Here is a 24,777-nt window from a genome sequence, read left to right on the forward strand (position 1 = left end):
GCGCTATGAAACTTGACTATCCCCAAGCCCTAAAACGTGTTGATGAAGCTCGTGGTGCCTGGATTATGTATGGTCAAGAACCTTTGCTTGAACAGAATTTACTGGATGCTTTTCGTCAAAGCTGGCACAAACAGGAAATTGAACGTCAGCGTTATGACATTAATAATGTCAGTGACTGGAAAAATGTCTTTAATGCTTTAAATAGCCTGTCATTATTTTCCACGCAACTTGCAGTTGAAGTGCATGGCAATATCAAGCCTGATGCCAACGGCATCAAGCAACTGAAAAGCTATATCCAGCACAATGAGCAAAACCTGCTATTGGTGGTGATGCCGAAACAGGACAGCAGCAGCTTAAAATCAAGTTTCTTTCAGGTGGTCGATGCCAATGGGGTCACTGTGCCGCTTACGGCCAATTATCCGCAAGACCGGCAACGGATTTTAAGCATAGAAGCAGAAAAACTTGGGATTAAACTGGCCAATGATGCCTGGGCCTGGCTGGAACAGCACCATGAGCACAACCTGCTGGCCGCCAAAAACAGTTTAATGCGTGTCAGCGATACTTTTGCTGACGTAGACGTGATTCAGATTGATCATTTGTATTCATGCTTACAAGACCAATCTCGCTATACTACATATGACTTAAATGATGCCCTGCTTGCCGGCAACCTGGCTCAGGCAATTAAAATTTTCCAGTATCTGATTGCTTCGGGTGAACCGATGAGCCTGATCTTATGGAGCATCAGTAAAGAAATGCGTTTACTGATGCAACTGTTTGAACAACCTCAAAATGCCTTACAACTTGGAATCTGGAAAAATAAAGTCAGTCAATATCAGCAGGCCTTAAGACGGCTCAATCCGAACTGTTTCCTGACTTGGCCGTCCCTGTTGTTGCGCATTGATGCATCCATTAAAGGTCTGGGGGAAGAGAATCCAGAGCATCTCGTATTACAAGCCATTAGCAGCATGTGTGGTCGAAGCTTATTTGGATCACCTGCTTAGCTGAAAAAACGCGAAAACCAGCTTTTACCTTTCTTCTGTTCTTGTGAACGCAAATAGTGCAGCATATTATCCCGCACAGCATCCACATAATCTTGATCATCATGTTGAATATGATTAATCAACCACTTTGACAGTAATCGATATAAATCATTTTCGACCGATTCTCCCCGATCAAATTTATGACGATACTCATTCAACCGTTTCACAAATAACTCGTGTATGCCTCTATGAGAAGGCAAATACTGATAATGTACTTGCTCAAGCAAGTTTTCTTCGAAGCTAAAATGGGATTGGGTGTAATCAATCAAATCATCCAAGACTTCTCTGATCTGGTTGCGATCCCCACTTCCTCTAATCTTTTCTAGAGCATTAATGTAATCCAATATCTGACGATGTTGATTATCAATCACATCAATTCCAATATTATAGGTTTCATTCCATTCCATCCGTTACCTCACAAATTTTCATATTCAAGTCGTTATTTATTGCGCACAATCATTGTGCAGGGCACTATTATTATTAATCCCATAAAAAAATTATGGGATTTGATGTTACAAACTTTTTTTATTTAAATCTATAGATAAAACAAAGATTTTTTTAAATTATTACTAAGAGCCTTAAGCTATGAATGCCAAAATAGAAGAGAGCTAAAAACATTAAATAAAAAAATTATTCAAATAAAAATCATTAAATAAATCTAGTATCATTCGACTAAAATCTAATCTATACAGATGCCTGAGAGCAGTTGGAAAGCATGCTTTCTTACAGCGGTATGTATACGAAACTCAACCCTCAGACAGAAAATAATATTTCAGAAATTTGATTGAATCCAAATTCCCTAAAGTGCCCCCTTATCTACAAATCACTCTATAAAATGCTGGTTCAAAATCGGTCCTCAATCGCTTTAGTCACTTTTTCAAAAGATCTCCAAAAAGAAAATAATTCTCATTTGTTTTAAAAAAGTTCACGTTTTATCCTTATTTAGCTTTTATAATTGATCTAATTTTCCTCATTTATCAACTCACTATGCCAAAAATAAAACCGTCCAAAATAGTTGTTGCGGTGGTCTGTATTCTTGCTATTGCAGTCACAGCCTGGTTCTTTTTGAAACCGAAAGAGCAGCTTCCTCAATACATTACCAGCGAAGTCAGCCGCGGTGACATTGAAGATTCGGTGCTTGCAACTGGTGTACTTGAAGCGACCAAAATGGTCAGCGTCGGTGCACAGGTATCTGGACAGGTCAAAAAGATGTATGTGAAATTAGGGGACCAAGTTAAACAGGGTCAACTGATTGCCCGAATTGATTCAATTCGTCAGGAAAATGACCTGAAAACGGCTGAAGCGAGCATTAAAAACCAGCAGGCTCAACTGGCAGTCAAACAGGCCAACTTAGCCAAAGTTCAAGCTGAGTATCAACGTCAGCAAGCCATGTATGCCCAAGATGCAACATCACGTGCCGAATTAGAAGCAGCATTGGCCAGTTATAAAACGGCACAGGCCGACATTTTGGCGATTAATGCCCAGATTGAACAATCGCGTTTAACCTTGGCTACAGCGAAAGAAGATTTAGGCTATACCCAGATTGTTGCGCCTATGGATGGTACCATTGTGGCGATTGTGACCGAGGAAGGCCAAACCGTAAATGCCAACCAAAGCGCACCGACCATCGTCAAACTGGCCAAACTCGACACCATGACCATTAAGGCTGAAATTTCAGAAGCTGACGTGATGAAAGTTGAAGAAGGCCAAACCGTGTATTTCACCACTTTGGGCAATAGCGACAAAAAACATTATGCCAAACTACGTCAGGTGGAACCGGCTCCCAATTCTATCAATACAGAAAGCAATAATTCATCCACTTCATCTTCAAGTACTGCAGTGTATTACAATGCATTGTTTGACGTGCCCAATGAAGATGGCAAACTGCGTATTGATATGACTGCTCAAGTTTATATCGTGCTGAATGAAGCAAAAAATGTTTTAAGCGTCCCTGCAGCTGCATTACAAGCATCAAACCGCCCTCAAGGCAAACGTGCTGACCGTAATGCAGATAAAGCCAAAGAACAAAAGCCAGCCGATACAGACCAAGCCAAAACTGAACGTCCAAAACGCCTGGGACTTTCTGCTGAAGAAAAGTCACTGATTGAACAAGGTAAAGCCTCTATGTCGATGGTGCGCGTGGTTCAGGCAGATGGTACAGCCAAACCGCAACCGGTATTGGTGGGTTTAAATAACCGTGTCACTGCTCAAGTGATTAAAGGCTTGAAACAAGGTGACAAAGTGGTGATTGCAGATGCTTCAGATACGTCCAACGATTCTGCAAAACGTAGTAACCGTGCTGGCGGTGGTGCTGGTCCAATGAGAATGTAATCATGAGTCAAGATCAACAACCTTTGCTCAAGGTCACAGATCTGACTCGTGAATTCCCTGCCGGGGAAGGCACCATTCAGATTCTGAAGGGCATTAATTTAGAGATTTACCCCGGAGAACTGGTGGCCATTGTCGGGCAATCAGGTTCAGGTAAATCGACCCTGATGAACATCCTCGGTTGTTTAGATCAGCCGACTGCGGGTAGCTATCAGGTTAAAGGGCGGGAAACCCGAAAATTAGAAGCAGATGAACTGGCGCAATTGCGCCGGGAATACTTTGGCTTCATTTTCCAGCGCTATCATTTATTGGGTGATTTAACTGCGGCAGGTAACGTTGAAGTTCCTGCAATTTATGCAGGAGTAGATGCCTCTGTCCGTCAGCAACGCTCGACCCAACTGCTCACAGAGCTGGGATTGGCTGAAAAAACCCAAAACCGTCCCAGTCAGTTGTCTGGTGGTCAACAGCAACGTGTCTCGATTGCCCGTGCCCTGATGAACGGTGGCGATGTGATCCTGGCCGATGAACCGACCGGTGCACTGGATAAAAATAGTGGTATTGAGGTGATGCGTATTTTACGTGAACTGAATGCCAAAGGTCATACCATCATTTTAGTCACCCACGATCATAACGTTGCGAAAAATGCCTCGCGCATTATTGAAATCAGTGACGGGAATATTATTTCGGATAAACCGAATGTTCCTGAAGTTGCCGAAGATGAAGTTTTAGAAAAACAGACCTTACAACAAACTGCACAGAAAAAAACGCCTTCTTGGCGTTCGGCAGCCGACCGGCTAGGCGAAGCATTCCGTATGGCACTGCTGGCCATGAATGCCCACCGCATGCGTACCTTCCTGACCATGCTCGGGATCATTATTGGTATTGCTTCTGTGGTATCGGTGGTGGCACTGGGCAATGGTTCACAGAAACAGATTCTGGAAAATATCAGCAGTTTGGGTACCAATACCATTACGGTTTATCAGGGTCGTGGCTTTGGTGATAATTCCAAAACGGCACAGGTGAAAACTCTGGTTCCTGCCGATGCCGATGCACTTGCTGAACAACCCTATGTTGATGGCGTCAGTCCCTCTGTCACCAATAATATTACTGCACGCTTTAAAGATACCGAAGCCTCTGCAACGGTGAATGGCGTCAGTGAAGACTTCTTCTATGTGAAAGGCATGAACTTCCAGTCCGGACAGCCTTTTGACAAAGAAGGCGTGACTGAACGTACTCAAGATGTGGTGATTGACAACAATACCCAAAAAACATTCTTTAGCGATGGCACCAATCCTGTGGGTCAGGTCATTCTACTGGGTAGCGTACCGAGCCGTATCATTGGCGTGATTGAAGCACAAAAATCGATGATGGGTAACTCGGATAGTCTAAATGTTTACCTGCCCTACTCCACCGTGATGAGCCGCATGTTGGGTCAAGCAAATGTGCGTAGCATCATCGTGCGGGTCAAAGATGAATACCCAAGTGCAGCAGCTGAAAATGCCATTTTAAACTTATTGGTTCAACGCCACGGCGCACAGGATGTGTTTACCCAAAATGCCGACAGTATTCGTGAAACTATTCAGCAAACCACGCAAACCATGACTCTGTTAGTGTCTGCAATTGCGGTGATTTCATTAATTGTCGGCGGTATCGGGGTAATGAATATCATGCTGGTATCGGTGACTGAACGTACTCAGGAAATTGGGGTGCGTATGGCAGTGGGTGCACGACAAAGTGACATCTTGCAGCAGTTCCTGATTGAGGCGGTACTGGTCTGTATTTTAGGCGGGATCTTGGGTGTGCTTTTATCCTTAGGTATTGGACAGCTGATTGGTCATTTTGCTAGTGGTACCTTCCAGATGGCCTATTCAACCACATCGATTATTGCAGCCTTTGTCTGTTCCAGCATGATCGGGATTATCTTTGGCTTTATCCCGGCCCGTAATGCAGCACAGCTTAATCCTGTCGATGCACTTTCTCGCGAATAAGGATACTTAGAATGCAAATGAATTTTACCAAACTTATCGCTAGTCTTATTTTAACTGGATCATTAGTGGGTTGTGCTGCGGTCGTCAAAACACCCTATGAACAGCCTGCCGTAAATATTCCAGGCAATTTCCAGAACAGTAAAGCACTCAGCCAGCAGGTGCATGCCGATGTTTATGCCGATCAATGGTGGACTTTATTTGGCGATGCGCAGCTGAATCAGTTGGTCAATCAGGTGCTAACCAGCAATACCGATTTGGCGGTTGCCGGAATTAACTTGCAGCAGGCACGTTTACAGGCTGGTTTGGCAAAAAACCAGCAAGGTCCACGGGTCAGCTCAAGCGTATCGGCAGGACATACGGTTGACTTAAATTCTGGTGATGATGCTTCACGCGGCCTGTCTGTAAGTGGTGGCGTAAGCTATGAACTGGACTTGTTCGGCAAACTGGCTCGGCAAACTGAAGCCAGCCGATGGGAAGCCTTAGCCACCGAACAAGACTTGCAAGCTACTGCACAAAGTCTGATTGGCACTACGGCAAATTTATATTGGCAGTTGGGTTATCTGAATGAACGATATCAAATTGCCCAGCAAAACCTGGCCAGCACGCAAAAAACCTTTGAGCTGGTTCGTACCCAATACCGTGCCGGTGCAGTTTCCGGTCTGGACTTAACCTCAGCTGAACAGTCGGTGCAAAGCCAAAGAGCAACCTTAAGCCAGATTGAACAGCAAAAAGTAGAAACCAGAACGGCTTTGGCAGTGTTGATGCAGCAACCAGTGCAACAACTCAATATTACTGAGCCGCAGCATTTACCGCGTATTGCTTTACCGGCAATTTCTGCAGGCTTACCGGCAGCCCTGTTGTCACGTCGTCCGGATTTGCAAGCCAGTGAACTGCGTTTACGCAAGGCACTTGCCAGCAAAGATGCCACCAAAGCCAGTTATTACCCTTCGATTAATTTGACCGGAAACTTAGGCTCTTCCAGCACCTCTTTAACCAACCTGTTGCAAAACCCGGTATTAACCCTAGGTGCGAACCTTAGCCTGCCGTTCTTGCAATATAACGACATGAAAAAAGACCTGGCGATCAGTAATCTGGATTATGAAAAAGCGATTGTGCAGTATCGTCAAAGTCTGTTTCAGGCCTTTGCCGATGTTGAAAATGCACTATCGGCCCGTACCGAGTTAAACAAACAAGTGGCTTTGCAAGAACGCAATGTGCAGCTTGCCGAGAAAACTGAACGTTTGACTGAAGTACGTTACCGTAACGGTGCCATCGCCCTGAAAAACCTGCTCGATGCTCAGGAAACCACACGTAATGCACGTTTGGCTTTGGTTCAAACCAAACAGAGCCAATACAATGCCTATGTCACCTTGATGCAGTCTTTAGGCGGTAGCCCAATCAAGCCATTGCCTTAAATTAAAAGTAAAATAAAAAAAGATGCCCCAGTGGCATCTTTTTTTATCAGAAAAATTCCTGATGAAATTTTCTATTTGACTGCTTTTAGCTTTTTAAAAATTAAAAGCTCGGACGGTAATATTTATAGGTCAGACCTTTTTCATTATAAACATCATAACTTTTTTGCTTAAAGTCAGAGACCCATTGCTTGCCATTAAATCCTGCAATGTGTCCATACACATGCTTGCCAGTTCGATCAATAATATAAATATCACCTTCTTTAGGTGCATCGAATTTAGGATTAATTTGTCGATAGCCAATTTTCATTAAAGTATTACCCCAGTCTGCCGCAGCAACAGGATGACTTTGGAACCGTGCACCGGCTGATTCCAAAGCTAGTCGGATACTTTTGGCACACTTTTTTGAACTGGTATTTGAGGAAATTCCCTGCAAGAAATCGGTAAATTTATTGATATCTATGCGCTGTCCATTCTTGGCAAGCATATTATTTTTTTGTGTTGCTTCAACAGTCTGCGATTCTTTATATTTTTTAGAATTTCTACCCGATTGGGAACGAATTATGATGTTTGCCTGAACAGGAGCATGTACTTCACTCATGTTTACATTATGATCATAAGCCATTCTTTACCAAACACTCCCAGGCCTTTAACGACCAGCTTTTCACTCATTTCGACGGCAAGATAGTAAACCCTAAAATGTGATTTTTCATGTAATAAATGTAATCAAATATAAACAAATCCCTTAAAATCGAGTTAAATGATTAATTTTTGTTAGCTTTTATAAATACAAAAATCCATAAATTTAATTTATGCTCACTTAATCAGCTATATGCTGTCTTTGAGTTTAGAGTCTTGCATTCATAAATTGATGAGATTGAATGGAATCAATGAAAAAATGACAGATACACTACATTTTCGATGCCTTGTTAAAATACGCTGAATGCCATTCAGCATCTGGAAGATGTGTTGAGCACTTTATAGCGATTGCGATATAGAATTTGTGATGCATGTTCAGAAATACTGGATATAAAAATTTCACTATTTTTTTATTTTGATCATTTTTAAGCCAAGCTGATGCAGTTGAAGCTTGATCCTTATAACAAACTCAAAAAAGCCAAGAAACATATTAAAATCATCGCATTAAAATAAATATAAAGATAATTTGAATTTCCTCAGACTTGAGGAGATACAGTTTCTTGTAAAAAAAGGCTAATATGTGCGGTTAGTAAATATATTCTAATGAGAGAGACATGCGCCAATATCTTGACCTACTCCAACACATCCTCGACAACGGTGGCGACAAAGGCGACCGTACCGGTACAGGGACGCGTTCAGTGTTCGGTCACCAAATGCGCTTTGACCTTTCTCAAGGTTTTCCTTTACTGACCACCAAAAAAGTACATTTCCGCTCCATCGTGATTGAACTGCTGTGGTTTCTCAAAGGCGATACCAACGTTAAATATTTGCAAGACAACAAAGTGACCATTTGGGATGAATGGGCTACTGCAGAGCAAACTGCCCGTTTTGGCCGTCCTGAAGGTGAACTCGGTCCAGTCTATGGTCATCAGTGGCGTAATTTTGGCGCAACTAAAAAAGAAAATGGTTTATATGAACAGGATGGTTTTGACCAGATTAAATGGCTAATTAATGAGATTAAAACTAACCCAAATTCACGCCGTTTAATTGTGTCCGGCTGGAATCCGAATGAAGCAGGCAATGTCGCGCTTCCGCCTTGCCATACCCTGTTCCAGTTTTTTGTCCAGAATGGCAAACTGTCTTGCCAGCTGTATCAACGTAGTGCGGATGTGTTCCTAGGCGTTCCATTTAATATTGCCAGCTACGCGCTGCTGACGCACATGATTGCGCAAGTGTGCGGCTTGGGTGTGGGCGACTTTGTCTGGACTGGTGGCGATACCCATTTATATACCAACCATTTTGAACAGGCCAAATTGCAGCTCAGCCGTGAGCCGATGGAACTTTGCCAATTAAAGCTAAATCCTGAAATCCAAGACATCTTCGATTTTAAATTTGAAGATATTGAAATTGTGGGTTACGAATCACACCCAGGGATTAAAGCGCCGGTTGCGGTTTAATTTTTCTAATTAGTCATTCTACTCAATTCCTAATCCCCCTAAATCCCCCTTTAAAAAAGGGGGACTCAAATAAAACAAACGGGGGGGATAATAGTCAGATAAGGCGAACTTTATGACATTCCAAAATTTAGAAGTGGTGCATGTTGTAGCTATGGATCAGCAACGCTGCATTGGTAAAAATAATGACTTGCCTTGGCATATTTCTGCTGATCTCAAGCACTTTAAGGAAATCACTCAAGGTGGTGTGGTGGTCATGGGCCGCAAGACTTTAGAGTCTATGGGGCGTACCTTACCGAAGCGTGTCAATTGGATCATTACCCGTGACACCAGCTGGTCATTTGAAGGGACTAAAGTTGCCCACTCGATTGAAGATGCTTTGGCTCAAGCAGTAGCCGATGTCAAAGCCTCAGAAAAGCCTGATGCGGTCTTTGTGATTGGTGGCGGAGAAATCTTTAAACAAACTATGGATATTGCAGACCGCCTGGAACTGACCCATGTCGAACTGAATGTTCAAGGCGATGCCTACTACCCGGAAATTCCGGCTGAATTTAAAAAAGTCGCTTCAGAACAACATATTGACGACAAAACTGGGATTGCTTTTGAGTTCGCAACTTACCGAAAATAAAGGCAATAATTATAGATAACAGTCAAATATGCATAATATTGGAACAAGAGAATTCCTTCTTGCTTTGGGCATGGTGCTATTCCATAGCGTGTTCAGTCTTTTCGTTATTATGTCCTCTATTTGGCTGTGTCTGGCCTTGTGGTTTCAGGAACCGCTTGGCTGGTTAATGACCCGCGTATTGATTGGAATCTGGATTGCCTTTGCTTTGAGCATTCTCGGCCTCTATATCAGCCAGCATTGGTTTAACCGTCAAACTGACGTCCTGATCTATGTTGTGGTTTTTCTCATCGGCTTATTCTGGTATTTTGCTCTGGAAGCCAGGCAGGATCGTGACTGGAATCCGGAAGTTGCCCAAGTGCTGACTTATCAGCAGCAGGGCGATCAGGTGACCTTACACAAGGTACGCAACTTTAACTGGCATGCTGATGGCAGTTATGATGAGCGCTGGGAAACTCGGCACTTTGATTTAAACCAGATCACCGGTGTCAATATCATTACTTCCTACTGGATGGGGCCACGGATTGCTCATACCCTGGTCAGTTTTGATTTTGCCAATAGCCAACCCCTGACATTTTCGATTGAAATTCGCAAACAACAAAATGAAGAATTTTCCACCTATGGCGGTTTTTTTAGAAAATATGAACTCAGCCTGATTGCGGCAGATGAAAAGGACCTGATCTATACCCGCAGCAATATTCGTGGCGAACACGTCTATTTCTTCCCGGTGAATATGTCGAAAAGCGAAATACGTGCCCTGTTTGAAGAATATCTGGGTAAAGCCAACGAATTAAAGCAGCAACCCAAATGGTACAACAGCCTGACCAGTAACTGCACCACGCTGGTGTTTGACATGGTACGGGCGATATCTCAAAGACCTTTACCCACAGATTACCGCCTGCTGGCTTCAGGCTATTTACCCAATTATCTCTATGACTTAAATGCTATTTCACATGACTTAAGCATGAAACAGTGGTACGACATCGCTTATATCAACCCGCGCGTGAGCCATTTGAAACATCTTTCCAGTAGCCAGTATTCAAGCCTGATTCGTCAGGGCGTACCCAAACCAATAACGGACGAATGAGCTGAATTTAAAAAAGTAAAAATAGATAAAACATAGATTTAACCCTAGTGAAAAGACTGTTTTTTTGTTTATATAGACCATAGATTAAATCAAAAACGAGAATCCAATATGTTAAAAAAATTCTTTGCTGTAGGCATACTGGGCGCTGCAATTGCTTTGACAGCTTGTCAAAGCACACCAAATGCCGCTTCTAATATTGAGGCGGCAAACTTGATGCAACTACAAAATCGTACCTGGATTGTCACCTATATTGGCAATACTGAAATCAAGACAGTAGCAACCGCCCGTAATATTCCAAGCTTACAATTTGATGCAGCAAGCAAACGGATCAGTGGTGCCGATGGTTGTAACCGGATTATGGGCAGCTATGAAGCGGGTCGAGATACCTTGGTACTCAGTCAAATGGCAGGCACCAAAATGGCCTGTCTGGACAATAACAACCTGTCTGAACAATTTAATGCAGCTTTGGCAAAAGTCGCCAACTATCAGGTTTTTGGCAAAACCCTTAAACTGCTTGATCGCCACGGCAATGTGGTACTGCAATTTACCAGCCCGGTACAACCACGTTAAATCGTTCAAATAAAAGCCTGAAAGCTCAGGCTTTTGTGTTTAAAATGTTTAAATACATTTTAGCTTCATAGAAAGCCCCTATATTAAAAACAATAAACAAATACAGGATAAAGTTATGCAACAGGCCTTATTGGGTGGTGGATGCTTCTGGTGTGTCGAAGCCATATTTTTACAGCTAAAAGGGGTGGAAAAAGTGGTCAGTGGTTATGCCGGCGGCCATACAGAACACCCAAGTTATGATGATATTTGTCGTGGCGACACCCACCATGCAGAAGTCATTTTGATTGATTATGACGAAACCCAAATCAGCTTTTCCCAACTTTTGGATGTGTTTTTTGCTACCCATGATCCAACGACCTTAAACCGTCAAGGCAATGATATTGGCACCCAATACCGTTCCGTGATTTATTATTTTAATGCTGAACAACAACAGCAGGCAGAGCAAGCGATTGAGCATTTAAAAGCGGAAGGCCTGAATATTGTGACCGAGCTCAGCCCCGCACCGAAGTTCTACCCGGCGGAAGAATATCATCAAAATTTCTTTGCCCGAAACCCTGCTCAAGGCTACTGTAATTTCGCCATTCCACCGAAATTAATGAAATTACGCAGCAAGTTTCAAGACTTGCTTAAATCTGAATAAATGCTCTTTTCAGCTGCGATCAAACATAAAAAAAGCGACCCTCAAGGTCGCTTTTTTAAGACTAGACACAAATTAGTTATCACTCATAAAGGCAATATCACTGAGCCCGGCTTCGCTCGCACGTGACATCACTTGTGCAACCGTGTCATAGCGTGATTCTTTATCTGCACGAAGTTGAACGGTTGGTTTACGTTCCGCCTGCCCCGCTTCATTAAAGCGAGTTTGCAATTCTTCAAGGCTAATGACCTGATCATTCCAGGCCACTTCACCCTTGGCATTAATACTGACGGTGATGGCCTTCGGTGGCGGTTCGGTAATTTCCGCCGTGGTTTTTGGCAAGGTTAATGGAATTGATGGGTTAGCAACGGTTGCTGTCACCAGGAAGATGATCATCAATACCAACATAATATCGATCAGTGGAATGAGGTTCATCTCATTCATACCTACATCGTTGTCTTCGCCCAATTGAAAGCCCATTAAGCTTGACCTCCAACCAAATTATTTGCTGTTGATTTAGATGCTACCTGAGCTGCGCTGTCTTGCTGCAACATGGTATCAATCAACAGACTGTGCGCCTGGTCTTGTAACTCATGCGCCAAACCGCGGTTCACACGGGTACAAATGTTATAAGCCAATACTGCAGGAATCGCTACTGCCAAACCCAGACCGGTCATAATCAAGGCTTCACCTACTGGTGTTGCGACTTGAGCCAAGCCTGCCTGACCACTTTTACCTACTGCAACCAGTGCATGGAAAATACCCCAAACCGTACCAAACAAGCCCACAAAAGGTGCCAGTGAAGCAATTGTACCCAACACTGCCACGCCTTTTTCTGCATTGGCTTTTTCAGCTGAAATTTGACGCAACAAAGCCTGTTCTGCTACGGCTTTACGTTGCTCAAAATTTAAAGGTGCAAATTTTGCTTTTAACTTGCTTAAGGCCTGAGAAAGTTGAGCATAAGCCTGTTGCTTCAGTTGGCGAGTCCCCATTACACGTAAAACGAAGATGGTCCATGTCGTAATTGACATTGCCAATAACACGAAATACAGCGTTTTACTCACTGCATCAGCATGTTGCCAATAAACTGAAAAGTTCATACTCGAACTCCTGATAAATGTTAGCCGTTAGGATTCAAGGTCAATTCTAATGGCAGGTTAGCCTTGATTGGATAAGCCACGCCATTTTCTTTGTACGGTTTGAATTTGGAACTACGCACTGAGCGTAAAATCTTTTCATCTAAAGCAGGTAAACCACTTGAGCGTGTAATGCGCGCCGAAGTAATCACCCCTTTTTCATTTGCTTCAATATATACCACGGCATTACGCGTTTGACCTTCCAAGTCGCTATTGCTATAGGACGGTCGTGGCGAACGGCTCCATTGCACGCCTGAACCAATCACAACACTTTTTGGAGCTGGCGGTGCAGGTGGCGATGGTGGTGCAACTGGCGCTGGCGGTGCAACCGGTGCAGGTGGTGGAGTTACCGGTGCAGGTTTCACCACTCTGGTTTCAGAAACTGTTGTTGTTACTGTAGGTTTAGGCGGTGCTTCAACCGGTTTGATCACCAGTTTTGGGGTATCTGCTTTTTTAACCTGTTGAACCTTCTCTACCTTTTTCGGCGGTGGTGGAAGCTGTTTTTCGACAATTTTAACTTCTTTCACCGGCTTCGGCTTCGGCTGCTCTTTTTTAGGTTCAGCTTTTGGCTTTGGCGGTAGAGGTTTTGGCGGTTCCTGAATTTTAACGAAGCGAACTTTCAAGGGTTCTTTTTCAATCGGCTTCAATTCGGGTGTTTTTATTTGTCCGACCGCCCACAACACACCCATGTGACCAACCACAACAGCAATAAGCGCCGTAATAATTTTCTTTTTCATCGGATTGGGAGTTTGCATATTTAGAGCGGAAGATTGACTCATTAAAATCAGTTACCTAATTTAAGCGATTGTTGATCAATTAAGATTTAAGCAATCAGGCTCATCGGTTAGTACAATTAAAGCACGCCAATAATAAATGAGAAGTGTTTTCATTTGCAACTATTAAAATGCCAGTTTTGATGAGTTTTTTGAATCGAAAACAAAAAAGGCATGCTTAAAACATGCCTTTTAAATTGATAGTTATAACAATACTTATTGGAAAACAACAGTTTTGTTGCCATCGACAATGATACGATCTTCAAGATGCCATCTTACTGCACGAGCCAAAACATTTCGTTCCACATCTTGTCCGAGTTCACGCAACTGCTCCACGGTAAAATCGTGATTGACACGTTCTACATCCTGTTCAATGATCGGGCCCTGATCGAGGTCAGCAGTCACATAATGCGCTGTTGCACCAATCAGTTTCACCCCTTTGTCATAGGCCTGTTTATATGGATTGGCACCGACAAAGGCTGGCAAGAAGGAATGGTGAATATTGATGATTTTCATTTCCCACTTTTGCACGAATTCTTCATCCAGAATCTGCATGTAACGCGCGAGGATCAGTAAATCATTACCCTGCATGATTTCATCAATCTGGCTATAGGCTTCACGTTTGTTTTCTTTATTGACCGGAACAACTTCAAATGGAATGCCAAAGTTTTCTACCGCTTCACGCAAGGTGTCATGGTTCGATACCACCTTGGTGATTTCGCACGGTAAACCGCCACGCGCATGGCGCCATAACAGTTCAAGCAAGGCATGATCTACTTTAGAAACCAGAATCCCGACTTTTTTCACATCACTGACCAGTGCCAGACGCCAGTGCATTTCATAGCGCTCGGCTACATTGGTCGCAAAAGTCTGGGTCAGACTTTCTTTACGGCTTTGCAGATTGTCCAGTTCAAACTCAACACGCATGAAATAACGCCCGCCTTGAGCTTCAGTTGCGTATTGATCAAGTGCGGTAATATTTGCTCCCTGATGATACAAAAAGCTCGAAACAGCTTGCACGATACCTGGTTTATCTTCACAAGTAATCAATAAACGTGCTGTGTTAGCAGTGGACATATTCATGTTGGTTAATATCACTAATCAGTTAAATTGAAAAACAAGCCGAGTATTCTAACGCTTTTTGCAGGCTTTCTAAATAGGCTAGCTCGCATCATGTTTTTTTGCTTGAGGACAAACTCTCAAAAAGCTCTGAAGGGCCAAATGTTTCGAGTAAATGTTCATAGGTATGACGGCTTTCACCACGCAAGTAAGCCCCTTCCAGGAACACCATTTGACGCAATGCCTGCCACACCCATTTTTCTTCCAGATGGTTCGAATCGGTAATATGACCCGACATGTACAGGAAGTTGGTCCAGTTGGTCAAAACAATCCACAAGTTAATAATCAGGGCTTCAATTTCTGAATCCGTCATTTCCATCAAGCCAGCATTGACGAAGGCCTTATAGATTTTTTGTCCCTGCTGCATCACCTGACCGGCAAAACGTGGATACATTTTTCGAAAATCTTCATTGCTTTCAACCAAATGATAAACATCACGATGCAAAAAGCGATAGGCCCAAAGCTGGCTGCTGAGCACCTGAAAATAGCGAATTTTATCATTAGCATCGAGCGCACGATCATCAGGCAGTGCCAGCATGTCCAAAGTTTCGCTTTGGTACTGCTCCATCAACTCTTTGATGATTTCGCTTTTATTGCGAAAGTGGTAATACAAATTACCCGGGCTCATATTCAGTTCAGCTGCAATATGATTGGTTGTTACAGAACGCTCACCGCGCTCGTTAAATAACTGTAAGCTGAGTTGCAAAATACGTTCTTTGGTTTTCACCGTTTTGGAGTGAGACATCCTAAAGTAACCATTCATTCAATAGGTTAGCTAGCTAACACATAAAGTAACTTGACTATTTAGAGCTTTTACTCTAAAAATTAAATTAATCGCTTTTTATTTAATGGTAGCAGGTCATGAACAGTCAAACAAAAACAACTTCAATGACACCACATTCGTTTAATATTCAGCACTTACACGACGTGCTAGAACAGCAAAAGCACGCTTATCTACGTTATCCCCTACCATCGGCAAAGGAACGTATTGATCGTTTAGCGCGTCTAAAGCGTATCTTAGTTAAATATCAAGATCAATTTGCCGAAGCAATTAATCAAGACTATGGTAACCGTTCTATTGGCGAAACCAAAATCGGTGAATTACTCACCTGCCTTGAACAGATTAAATATTATAGCAAGCATTTGACCAATTGGATGAAACCATCGAAACGTCATGTTGGAATTATCCATCAGCCGGCAAAAGCCTGGGTTCAATATCAACCTTTGGGTGTAGTCGGGATTATTGCCCCATGGAACTATCCTTTATTATTGTCGGTTGGTCCATTAATTTGTGCAATTGCGGCCGGCAATCATGCCATGATCAAGATCTCCAGTGCTTCCAGCCATTTTGGTCGTGCTTTGGAAAAAGCATTGGGCGAAGCATTTCCAACTGAACTTGTGGCTGTGATCAATGGTGGCGGTCCAGTTTCCGATGCGTTTAGCCATTTGGCCTTTGATAAAATTATTTTTACCGGTTCAACCGAAATTGGTAAAACGGTCATGGCAGCAGCCGCAGAAAACCTGGTGCCTGTGATTTTGGAATTAGGTGGAAAGTCCCCTGTTCTGGTTCACCCATCTATTGATTTAGAAGATGTGGCACAGCGTCTGGCTGCAGGAAAACTCTGGAATTCAGGTCAGACCTGTGTAGCTCCCGACTATATGTTCCTGCCTAAAGGAAGAACTGCCGAATTTATTGACCACTTTAAAGCCTGCGTAGAAGAGATGTATCCAAGTATTGAATACAATCAGGATTACACCTCGATTATTAATGACAAACAATACAACCGCCTGCAAGGTTATCTGGAAGATGCACGTGCGCAGGGCGCCAAAATTATTGAATTAAATCCGGCACATGAAGATTTAAGCAAGGTTCGAAAAATTGCACCGACTTTATTGACCGGTGTAACGACTGAAATGCGCATTATGAAGGAAGAGATCTTTGGTCCAATCCTTCCTATTCTAGAATATGATCAAATTGACGATGTTATTGACTTTATTAATAGCCGTCCTCGTCCTCTTGCATTATACTATTTCGACTTTGATCAAGCTCGTGCCGACTATGTCGCACAGCATACTCATTCAGGGCATTTCGGGCAGAATATGGTATTGACCCATGTCGCACAGGATGACTTACCTTTTGGTGGAGTCGGTGCTTCAGGTATGGGCAAATATCATGGTCCAGAAGGTTTCTTCAGTTTGTCGCATGAACGGTCAGTGATGTCTAATCCAAAGCTGTATAGCTTAAAATTCATTCTCCCACCGTTTAATAAGCCGATTCACAAACTAATTTCGAAGACCCTTCTTCGATAACTGATCAAGGCATGATCTATCACACCTGATCATGCCACGTTTTTCTTAAATTCGCTTGTCTTTTAAGCGTATTTTTGGTATAAAACGCCCCTTGAATGATTTCATCCGTTTACTTTTAATGACTAGCCGCACAATCGGTGCTGTCTAGCAATGGAGTTCACCATGTCTAAGGTTTGCCAAGTTACCGGCAAGCGTCCAGTCGTTGGCAACAACGTCTCGCACGCCAATAACAAAACCAAACGCCGGTTCGAGCCGAACCTGCATCACCACCGTTTCTGGTTAGAAAGCGAAAAACGTTTCGTACGTCTTCGTTTAACCACTAAGGGTATGCGTATTATCGACAAATTGGGCATTGAAAAGGTTGTTGCTGATCTTCGTGCTCAAGGTCAAAAGATCTAAGGAGTCAGTACAATGCGTGATAAAATTCGTCTAGTTTCTTCAGCTGGTACAGGTTATTTCTATACTACGACTAAGAACAAACGTACTATGCCGGAAAAAATGGAAATCAAAAAATTTGATCCAAAAATCCGTCAGCACGTAATCTTCAAAGAAGCTAAAATTAAATAATTTTGACTTCTTTAAAAAAGCGACCCTTCCGGGTCGTTTTTTTTTGCATTTTTTTTGCTCGACTTGCTACACTTTCAGACATTCTTTTTTGGCATTTTTTGTGCTTATTCTTTTTACCCTTAACTTTGGCTTAAGGAGTTTTTAGTGCCTCATGATGTAGATCTTATTATATTACTTGCCGTTGGCTTTGGACTGGCGCTTATTTTTGGCTATATTGCTGCGCGTATCCGTCTTCCCCCTCTCATTGGCTATTTAGTTGCGGGTATTTTGATTAGCCCGAATACCCCGGGCGTGGTGGGAGATATTCATCTTGCCAACCAGCTGGCTGAACTTGGGGTCATGTTCCTGATGTTTGGTGTCGGGATGCACTTTTCCCTAAGCGATCTGATGCAGGTACGGCGCATTGCCTTACCAGGTGCGGTGCTGCAAATCGCGGTAGCAACCTTACTGGGCATAGGCGTTTCCATGATCTGGGGCTGGAACTTTGGCTCGGCACTGGTTTTTGGTCTAAGCCTGTCCTGTGCCAGTACGGTAGTCCTACTTAAAGCCTTGGGAGACCGGGGTCTGATCAACTCTGTGAATGGTAAAATTGCCGTAGGCTGGTTATTGGTTGAAGATCTGGTCATGGTACTGGCCTTGGTACTGCTTCCTGCTACAGCCGTTTTACTGGGGGGAACAGCAATTGCCGGCTCAGACCCTAATGCCAACATCTGGATGACTTTAGCTGTCACATTATTAAAAGTGGCGGGCTTTATTGCCTTTATGCTGATCGTTGGCAAACGTCTGGTGCCATTGATTATGCAGGTCGTGGCACGCTTGGGATCACGTGAGCTGTTTACCCTAACCGTAGTGGCAGCTGCAGTCTCCATTGCCTTTGGTGCCTATAAAATATTTGGGGTTTCCATGGCACTTGGGGCATTCTTTGCCGGGATGGTGGTCAAAGAATCCGATTTCAGCCACCGAGCAGAAGAAGAAACCTTACCTTTACGTGAAATTTTCTCGATTTTATTCTTTGTGTCAGTGGGAATGCTGTTTGATCCGATGATTTTAGTGCAGCAACCCTGGCATGTGCTTGCCGTGGTGGCCATTATCATGATTGGCAAGACCATTGCCGCGATGGCACTGGTGCTGTTCTTCCGTTATCCCATTAATACTGCATTAACAGTAGGTGCCAGCCTTGCACAAATTGGCGAATTTTCCTTTATTCTGGCGACCTTAGGGGTTTCACTGCATCTGTTGTCTTTAGATGGTCAAAACCTGATTTTAGCCGGTGCACTCATCTCCATTACCTTAAACTCTTTTGTGTTTTCTGCGATTGAACCGGTACAAAACTGGATTCGTGAACGCTCGCATTTGGCCCGTTTACTGGAACGTAGCGGTGACCCACTGTCCATGTTGCCAGATGAAGTTTCACAAGAGTACTTGCGTGATCAGGTGGTGATTGTCGGTCATGGTGAAGTCGGTCGTCGTATTACTAAATCCTTAATGGCACAAGACATTAAGGTGGTGATTGCTGAAGAAAACCGTGAAATTGTTGAAAGTCTGCGTGCCAAAGGGATTGCTGCGGTATCGGGGCATGCGACCGAAGCCGGGGTACTTATTCAGGCACATATTCAACATGCACGCCTGCTGGTACTTTCTCCTATGGATATTCTGGATATTCATAAAATTGTCGATATTGCTAAAACATTGAATCCACAAATTCAAGTTTTGGTCTGTGCCGAAAGCAAGGAAGAAGCTGAAGTAATCCGTCGCGAAAATATTGGTCAGGTTTATTTTGCCAAAGAAGAAATGGCTATCAACATGACCAACCATATTTTAAATCAGATTCAGATTGCGCATCATCAAGCACCGACCCATTAATCAGCAAACCATAAAAAAGCGCACATCGGTGCGCTTTTTTACATTTATAGAGGGTTAACTCATATATTTGGGTTGTTCATCAACAATTTCGGCCTGCCATTCATTAACCTGCTTTTCCATCATTGCGAACAAGGCTGCTTGCACCATATGCTGGGCAATTACTGGTGTCTGATCACCAAGTAACGCTTTGACTTCATCATTAAACTGAATTTTGACGAGCGGTTCTTTTTCAGAGCCTGCATTTCGCAATGCTAACTCACCACCTTCAAGTTGAACAAGTTCCAAAATCGCTTCTTGATTACCAAATAATTCTTTCAAATGTTCTATAGACATATATCCTCCATGTTCAACATGGTGGCAAAGAGCAGTTGCGCTTTGCATTGCTAGACTATTTTATATATAAGGCCTATGACAGAAACTTCAAGCACATTGGTCGTAAAGTTTAAAATTCAACCATCTCATTGCGAAATCCATCAATGAGTTGAGTCAAATCACGATGCCATTCACGCAATATTTTGGTATCCGGCAACCAGGCCTGTGGAGTTTGGGTCACTTTAATAATCAGGTTGGAAGATGTCTCATCTTCAGGTTCCGGTGCACTCGGTTCCGGTGCATATTGGCACATACGGTAGGCACGTTTTAGCTCGGCAATAAAACCCTGTTTAGCCAGCTGCTGCATTACGGTCACTTCAGGCGAGATCTGTCCTTTTTCTGCCATGTGCTCTTCAATAGACTTCAATGTTGGGGCAAAGTCGTTTAAACGGTAGTAACGCACCAACTCTTGCAGAAATGCCAATACTGCACCATGCAGGTGAAATACAGCAGCTTCGCGATGGGCCTGCGCCTGTTGAACATGATCTGTTTGTTCTGCTTGTTGGCATGCAAGACGGGCAAAATACAATTTTTGATTGGTACGATCCGCATGAAAGCGCGCAACACGAGACATGGTGATTTCCTAAATTTTGGCGTGAGTTACATCGCTAAGATTAAACTTAATCTTGTCCAATTCACAATAAAAATTATGCATGATCCATTTCAATGAAATAGATTTTGCGCTTTGCCTGCACTGCAATGGGCGGATCAATAGGACGTACATTACTGATTTCCCAAGCCCAATATCCTGCTGCCCAGTATGTAGCGCTCGCTGCTTCAATTTCATCTTTACGCCAGGGATGAACGGCTTCAATATCTACAATTGCCACAGCCATGCCTGCTTCTTCATCCCCTGCTTTGCTCAGGTAGTTTTTATTTTCCACAATCACCAAATCTTTTAAGGGTAACTGTTCAGGTTGCCATGAGCGTATTTCCAGTCGCTTTTGCCTTTGAGCAATGTGCTGTCCAGCCGGTGTAACGATTGAAAGTGCAGCAAAATTCCGTTTCATTTTTTATCCATAAAAAAAGGAGCCAAGCTCCTTTTATTGTTTATTCTGCTGCGGGCTTGTCTTCCGCCTGTTTCACACGGATACCCTGTCCATGCAAACGCAAAGTATTTAAGCCTTTAATCGCTTTAACTGCTTCACGGCCATGCGGCATTTCCACAAAAGCAAAACCTTTTGATTTACCTGTTGCAGCGTCTAAAACCAAAGTGCATGAATCTACCGTGCCATATTGCTTGAACAACTCAAGCAATTCAGCTTCTGTCACTGTACGTTCTAAATTTCGAACTAAAATTTTCATCTGATGACCTTAAAATAGGCTAAAAAAACCAAAAAGCACTCGCCTACTTACTTTTTGCACTTCAATATATCGGGATAGTTTAATCGAGATCGATACCAAAATCTAAATTAATCGATTGCCGTTCAATTAAAGCACTTTTCACGGTTTGCTGACGCGGCTTGTAATGGGTTTCGGTGGTACAAAGATTGCGGGTCAAATCATTGAGGAAATAACTTTCAACTTTACGCCCCTGTTCATCCACCTGATCCCGCGCCCACAGATTCAGATTCTGCTTGGTTAAAATCAGTTCATTTTTGGCACGGGTCAAAGCCACATACAAGACCCGGCGCTCTTCTTCCACTTCATCAAAATTGCCTTGTGCGCGTGCATGCGGATACTGTCCGGCAGAAACATTGGCGACATAGCAAATCTTCTGTTCTGTACCCTTGGCAGAATGGATAGTAATTAGCGTCACTACATCATCTTCAGACTGGCGTTCAATTTCACTGATCGATACCGGATCGAGCACATATTCTTCCAGAAACTCACTCAGCTGGTCCTGTTTGGTGGCCAGTTGTTTGACCAGATCAAAATCACCCATGCGTTTCGACCAGTCTTTCTTGGCGTAATTTTCTTCCAGCTGCTCCAGCAGGGCTTCTATACCCAAAGTCACACAGGCCTGCACCTGATCTTTTAATACCGACATCTGCTTCATGATGAGCAGGGTTTTTTCGGGAATCCGGCCAAATTTCTCCAGTTTTTCAAAAATCAGTTCGGCATCGTCTTGCTGCAATAACTGCTGTGCCAGCTTGCTTGCTCCTACATCGCCCACGCCATTCCATAAGGTCAGGAAACGCATCCAGGCAATATCATCCAGAGGATTGGCAATCACCCGCAACAAACTGAGCAGGTCTTTAACATGCGCAGTTTCCAGAAGCTTCATGCCGCCAATAAAACGGTACGGTACATTGGCCTGAATAAAAGCCGCTTCGATGTGACGCGCAGCAAAACTGGAACGAACCAGCACCATATGATCATGCCACGGCGTACCTTCCAGAAAATGCCGTTCTTTAATATCGATGGCAATCCACTTGGCTTCATCAAACTCGTTCGGGAAAATATGCAGTTTGGGTTTAATGCCCTCTCCACGATGCGCATCCAGACGTTTGTCATACCGGATTGGACTCTGATCCAGCAGCCAGTTAGACAGGTCCAGAATTTGCTGGGTAGAGCGATAATTCTGTTCCAGTTTAAAAATCTGTGCATCCGGTACGCGTTCTTTAAAATGATGGATATTTTCAAAGTCCGCACCACGAAAACCGTAAATGGACTGGGCATCATCCCCTACGCAAAACAGACTGACTTTATCTTTTAAAGGTTCCAGCAACGCCCATTGCAGTGGATTGGTATCCTGCATTTCATCGACCAGCATATGCTGGCAAATCGAGGCAACATAATCGGTGAGGCCTTCAGATTGCGCCAGTGCTGATGCTACCACCGCCAAAATATCGTCATAATCCAGAAAGCTACGCGCACGTTTTCGTGCCTCGTATTCTTTCATGATTTCAGCAATTTGATCTTTATATTCCAGAAATTCTGGATGCTGTTTTTCTAAAGAAATGCTGAGCTTTTGTCGGGTATTGCGGGCGAAAGAATACAGGTCACACAGCTGCTGCGGCTTAGGTAAGGCATTGGGATTTTTTTTGTCATCCTTGCCGCGAATCAGGCGGAACATCATCAACTGATCATCACGATCAATAATCGAAAATTGTTCCAGACCAAAAGCTTTAGGAATACGGCGCAGCAAATACATGCAAAAAGTATGAAAGGTGGATGCGCGCAAGCCCTTGGCCTGATCACCCAAAGCCAGTTCCACCCGTGCCACAATTTCACTGGCGGAACGACGGGTAAAGGTCAGAATCTGAATCTGGTTTGCTGGCACCCCCTGATCAATCAGATAGGCTGCCCGAGCCACAATGGTTTTGGTTTTGCCACAGCCTGCCCCTGCAAGTACCAGACTGTGCTTTGATTCAGTCGTGGCAGCCTGTTTTTGTTGCGGGTTTAATTCATTAATCAGGGTGGCTAAACTCATGGTGTCTCATCGTGCTAGGTAGACGAATAGTTTAACAGAGCTGGCCATAAATCTGAGATTGATCTACTTAAAAATTGAATCTATCCCTATATTCTGCCATCCAGAAAGGCGACATGGATGTCGCCTGTTGAACAGTGAAACAGGGATGTTGAATCAGTTCAACACAGGATTTTTGTTACCTTGCGAAGCAGCGCTTCTCATCCTTGAAAAGTAAAGCAATGCCTACAAAAATCATTCTGTCTTCTGCACGTCAAATGTGGCTGTATCCAAATTATTCATAATCTCTAAAGCAATGTTCATTACTGTAGTTTCCAAATGCCTTTCCGCATTTTTTAATGCATCCTCCAAATCACAATCTGGTGGATTAATACCGATAATCTGAGTAAAACCTTCCTTATAAAGCTCTTCAACTCCCTCACCAACTATGCCTGCAAAGGCGATTACAGGCTTATGCAAACGCTTTGCTACTTGTGCCACACCAAACGGTGTTTTACCAAATTTGGTTTGGAAATCAATTTTACCTTCACCGGTCAATACATAATCTGCTTGGGCAATTTTTTCAGCCAGATGAGTCTGCTCAATCATCAGTTCTACTCCAGATTGAATCTTTGCCCCTGTAAACACCATCAAACCGAAGCCTAAACCGCCTGCTGCACCTGCTCCCGCAATCTTTCGACAATATATTCCAAGTTGCTGCTCAGTCAAATCGGCAAAATAGCAAAGATTGTGATCCAGAATTTTCACCATTTCTGTAGTTGCACCTTTTTGTGGAGCAAAGACATACGACGCGCCATGTGTTCCTGTTAATGGATTATTTACATCACTGGCAATCACAATATCCACTTGCGTTAATCGTGCGTCTAAAGCTGAAAGATCAATTCTTTTAATCTGGTCAAGCTGACCACCACCTACAACAACATCGCATTCTGCTGCATCGAGAAATTTCGCACCCAAAGCCTGCGCCATGCCCGCACCGGCATCATTGGTGACACTACCGCCTATACCGATAATGATTTTAGATACGCCTAAATCCAGTGCCATCTTGATCATTTCCCCTGTACCCAACGTGGTGGTGATCAAAGGGTTACGCTGAGCTGCTTCTAAAAGATGAATGCCATTGGCTTTGGCCATTTCGATAATGGCTGTTTTTCCCTCATCCACAAGGCCGAAGTAAGTGTGGATTTTCTGTGAGGCTAATGGACCAGTCACTTCACACTCAATTTTTTGTCCGCCTTGTGCAGCAGTCAAGGCATCCACAGTACCCTCGCCACCATCCGCCATAGGCACCTGAATAAACCGTGCATCCGCCAATACTTTTTGGATGCCACGTTGCATGGCCTGACAAGCCTGTTCAGCAGTCATGCTTTCTTTAAATGAGTCAGGAGCAAGCACAAAGGTTTCAGGCATAATCTTTAACAAGTGAAATGAACAAATCTTTTATACAACCTGGACAAATAATAAAAAAGAGCGCATCAAGCGCT

General features: G+C 43.4%; 26 protein-coding genes. 13 read left to right on the forward strand and 13 right to left on the reverse strand.

The features are described from left to right. Positions 1–5: 5 nt before the first annotated feature. Complete coding sequence (gene holA / locus B9T26_RS03315; RefSeq protein WP_086198392.1) at positions 6–1,001, forward strand: DNA polymerase III subunit delta; 996 nt, start codon at positions 6–8, stop codon at positions 999–1,001. Here the strand turns inward: holA and B9T26_RS03320 are convergent. Then, positions 998–1,447 (reverse strand): bacteriohemerythrin, encoded by a 450-nt coding sequence (locus B9T26_RS03320; protein ID WP_086198393.1) that lies wholly within the window; start codon positions 1,445–1,447, stop codon positions 998–1,000. The genes holA and B9T26_RS03320 overlap by 4 nt on opposite strands. A gap of 580 nt (positions 1,448–2,027) precedes the next feature. Here B9T26_RS03320 and B9T26_RS03325 point away from each other — a divergent pair. From B9T26_RS03325 to B9T26_RS03335, 3 genes are read left to right on the forward strand one after another with little or no spacing between them, the layout of a single operon-like run. After that, positions 2,028–3,371, forward strand: coding sequence for a MacA family efflux pump subunit (locus B9T26_RS03325; protein WP_086198394.1), 1,344 nt, complete (start codon positions 2,028–2,030; stop codon positions 3,369–3,371). Positions 3,372–3,373: 2 nt separating this feature from the next. Continuing rightward, the gene (locus B9T26_RS03330; protein WP_086198395.1) at positions 3,374–5,356 is read left to right on the forward strand and encodes a MacB family efflux pump subunit; all 1,983 of its coding nucleotides are present in this window, start codon (positions 3,374–3,376) and stop codon (positions 5,354–5,356) included. Positions 5,357–5,367: 11 nt separating this feature from the next. Then, positions 5,368–6,771, forward strand: coding sequence for an efflux transporter outer membrane subunit (locus tag B9T26_RS03335; RefSeq protein ID WP_086198396.1), 1,404 nt, complete (start codon positions 5,368–5,370; stop codon positions 6,769–6,771). 100 nt (positions 6,772–6,871) lie between these two features. Here B9T26_RS03335 and B9T26_RS03340 read toward each other — a convergent pair whose 3' ends face one another. Further along, a complete protein-coding gene (locus B9T26_RS03340) occupies positions 6,872–7,393 on the reverse strand; it encodes a CHAP domain-containing protein (protein ID WP_086198397.1) in 522 nt (173 codons plus the stop codon). A 628-nt stretch (positions 7,394–8,021) separates the two neighbouring features. On the opposite strand from B9T26_RS03340, the gene thyA reads away from it, so the two are divergent. The 5 genes from thyA (at position 8,022) to msrA (ending at position 11,783) form a co-directional block, all read left to right on the forward strand. Continuing rightward, complete coding sequence (gene thyA, locus B9T26_RS03345; protein ID WP_086198398.1) at positions 8,022–8,864, forward strand: thymidylate synthase; 843 nt, start codon at positions 8,022–8,024, stop codon at positions 8,862–8,864. Positions 8,865–8,976: 112 nt separating this feature from the next. Continuing rightward, a complete protein-coding gene (locus B9T26_RS03350; protein WP_086198399.1) occupies positions 8,977–9,489 on the forward strand; it encodes a dihydrofolate reductase in 513 nt (170 codons plus the stop codon). Positions 9,490–9,517: 28 nt separating this feature from the next. Beyond that, the gene (locus B9T26_RS03355) at positions 9,518–10,573 is read left to right on the forward strand and encodes a DUF4105 domain-containing protein (protein ID WP_086198400.1); all 1,056 of its coding nucleotides are present in this window, start codon (positions 9,518–9,520) and stop codon (positions 10,571–10,573) included. 108 nt (positions 10,574–10,681) lie between these two features. Further along, positions 10,682–11,143, forward strand: coding sequence for an META domain-containing protein (locus B9T26_RS03360; RefSeq protein ID WP_086198401.1), 462 nt, complete (start codon positions 10,682–10,684; stop codon positions 11,141–11,143). A 115-nt stretch (positions 11,144–11,258) separates the two neighbouring features. Then, entirely contained in the window at positions 11,259–11,783 is a 525-nt protein-coding gene (gene msrA / locus B9T26_RS03365; RefSeq protein ID WP_086198402.1) for a peptide-methionine (S)-S-oxide reductase MsrA, read from the forward strand. Positions 11,784–11,855: 72 nt separating this feature from the next. On the opposite strand, the gene B9T26_RS03370 is transcribed toward msrA, so the two are convergent. The 5 genes from B9T26_RS03370 to B9T26_RS03390 form a co-directional block, all read right to left on the reverse strand. Then, positions 11,856–12,260 (reverse strand): ExbD/TolR family protein, encoded by a 405-nt coding sequence (locus tag B9T26_RS03370; protein ID WP_086198403.1) that lies wholly within the window; start codon positions 12,258–12,260, stop codon positions 11,856–11,858. Beyond that, positions 12,260–12,880 (reverse strand): MotA/TolQ/ExbB proton channel family protein, encoded by a 621-nt coding sequence (locus B9T26_RS03375; protein ID WP_086198404.1) that lies wholly within the window; start codon positions 12,878–12,880, stop codon positions 12,260–12,262. The genes B9T26_RS03370 and B9T26_RS03375 overlap by 1 nt, the downstream gene beginning before the upstream one ends. Before the next feature lie 20 nt (positions 12,881–12,900). Beyond that, positions 12,901–13,695: a TonB family protein gene (locus tag B9T26_RS03380; protein ID WP_086198405.1), complete on the reverse strand. Its 795-nt coding sequence runs from the start codon at positions 13,693–13,695 to the stop codon at positions 12,901–12,903. A 210-nt stretch (positions 13,696–13,905) separates the two neighbouring features. Beyond that, positions 13,906–14,772, reverse strand: a complete 867-nt coding sequence (gene purU, locus B9T26_RS03385) for a formyltetrahydrofolate deformylase (RefSeq protein WP_086173980.1) — start codon at positions 14,770–14,772, stop codon at positions 13,906–13,908. A gap of 88 nt (positions 14,773–14,860) precedes the next feature. Further along, positions 14,861–15,553, reverse strand: a complete 693-nt coding sequence (locus tag B9T26_RS03390) for a TetR/AcrR family transcriptional regulator (RefSeq protein WP_086198406.1) — start codon at positions 15,551–15,553, stop codon at positions 14,861–14,863. Positions 15,554–15,669: 116 nt separating this feature from the next. Here B9T26_RS03390 and B9T26_RS03395 point away from each other — a divergent pair, with 116 nt between their 5' ends. From B9T26_RS03395 to B9T26_RS03410, 4 genes are all read left to right on the forward strand, one after another. Then, the gene (locus tag B9T26_RS03395; protein WP_086198407.1) at positions 15,670–17,118 is read left to right on the forward strand and encodes a coniferyl aldehyde dehydrogenase; all 1,449 of its coding nucleotides are present in this window, start codon (positions 15,670–15,672) and stop codon (positions 17,116–17,118) included. A 162-nt stretch (positions 17,119–17,280) separates the two neighbouring features. After that, positions 17,281–17,517 carry a 50S ribosomal protein L28 gene (gene rpmB / locus B9T26_RS03400; RefSeq protein ID WP_000048256.1) on the forward strand — a complete coding sequence of 79 codons (237 nt, stop codon included), beginning with the start codon at positions 17,281–17,283 and terminating at the stop codon, positions 17,515–17,517. Between the two features lie 12 nt (positions 17,518–17,529). Then, the gene (rpmG, locus tag B9T26_RS03405) at positions 17,530–17,685 is read left to right on the forward strand and encodes a 50S ribosomal protein L33 (RefSeq protein ID WP_001205031.1); all 156 of its coding nucleotides are present in this window, start codon (positions 17,530–17,532) and stop codon (positions 17,683–17,685) included. 144 nt (positions 17,686–17,829) lie between these two features. Beyond that, positions 17,830–19,548, forward strand: coding sequence for a cation:proton antiporter (locus tag B9T26_RS03410; RefSeq protein ID WP_086198408.1), 1,719 nt, complete (start codon positions 17,830–17,832; stop codon positions 19,546–19,548). Between the two features lie 54 nt (positions 19,549–19,602). On the opposite strand, the gene B9T26_RS03415 is transcribed toward B9T26_RS03410, so the two are convergent. From B9T26_RS03415 to B9T26_RS03440, 6 genes are all read right to left on the reverse strand, one after another. Then, positions 19,603–19,881 carry a hypothetical protein gene (locus tag B9T26_RS03415; RefSeq protein WP_086198409.1) on the reverse strand — a complete coding sequence of 93 codons (279 nt, stop codon included), beginning with the start codon at positions 19,879–19,881 and terminating at the stop codon, positions 19,603–19,605. Between the two features lie 109 nt (positions 19,882–19,990). Beyond that, the gene (locus B9T26_RS03420; RefSeq protein ID WP_086173985.1) at positions 19,991–20,494 is read right to left on the reverse strand and encodes a DUF6586 family protein; all 504 of its coding nucleotides are present in this window, start codon (positions 20,492–20,494) and stop codon (positions 19,991–19,993) included. Between the two features lie 73 nt (positions 20,495–20,567). Then, a complete protein-coding gene (locus B9T26_RS03425; RefSeq protein ID WP_086198410.1) occupies positions 20,568–20,930 on the reverse strand; it encodes an ASCH domain-containing protein in 363 nt (120 codons plus the stop codon). A gap of 40 nt (positions 20,931–20,970) precedes the next feature. Next, the gene (locus B9T26_RS03430; RefSeq protein WP_086173986.1) at positions 20,971–21,225 is read right to left on the reverse strand and encodes an RNA recognition motif domain-containing protein; all 255 of its coding nucleotides are present in this window, start codon (positions 21,223–21,225) and stop codon (positions 20,971–20,973) included. Between the two features lie 79 nt (positions 21,226–21,304). Next, the gene (locus tag B9T26_RS03435; protein ID WP_086198411.1) at positions 21,305–23,296 is read right to left on the reverse strand and encodes an ATP-dependent helicase; all 1,992 of its coding nucleotides are present in this window, start codon (positions 23,294–23,296) and stop codon (positions 21,305–21,307) included. Positions 23,297–23,527: 231 nt separating this feature from the next. Then, a complete protein-coding gene (locus B9T26_RS03440) occupies positions 23,528–24,703 on the reverse strand; it encodes a glycerate kinase (RefSeq protein ID WP_086198412.1) in 1,176 nt (391 codons plus the stop codon). Positions 24,704–24,777 lie beyond the last annotated feature (74 nt).

Source organism: Acinetobacter sp. ANC 4169 (genome assembly GCF_002135355.1).
GTDB lineage: Bacteria > Pseudomonadota > Gammaproteobacteria > Pseudomonadales > Moraxellaceae > Acinetobacter.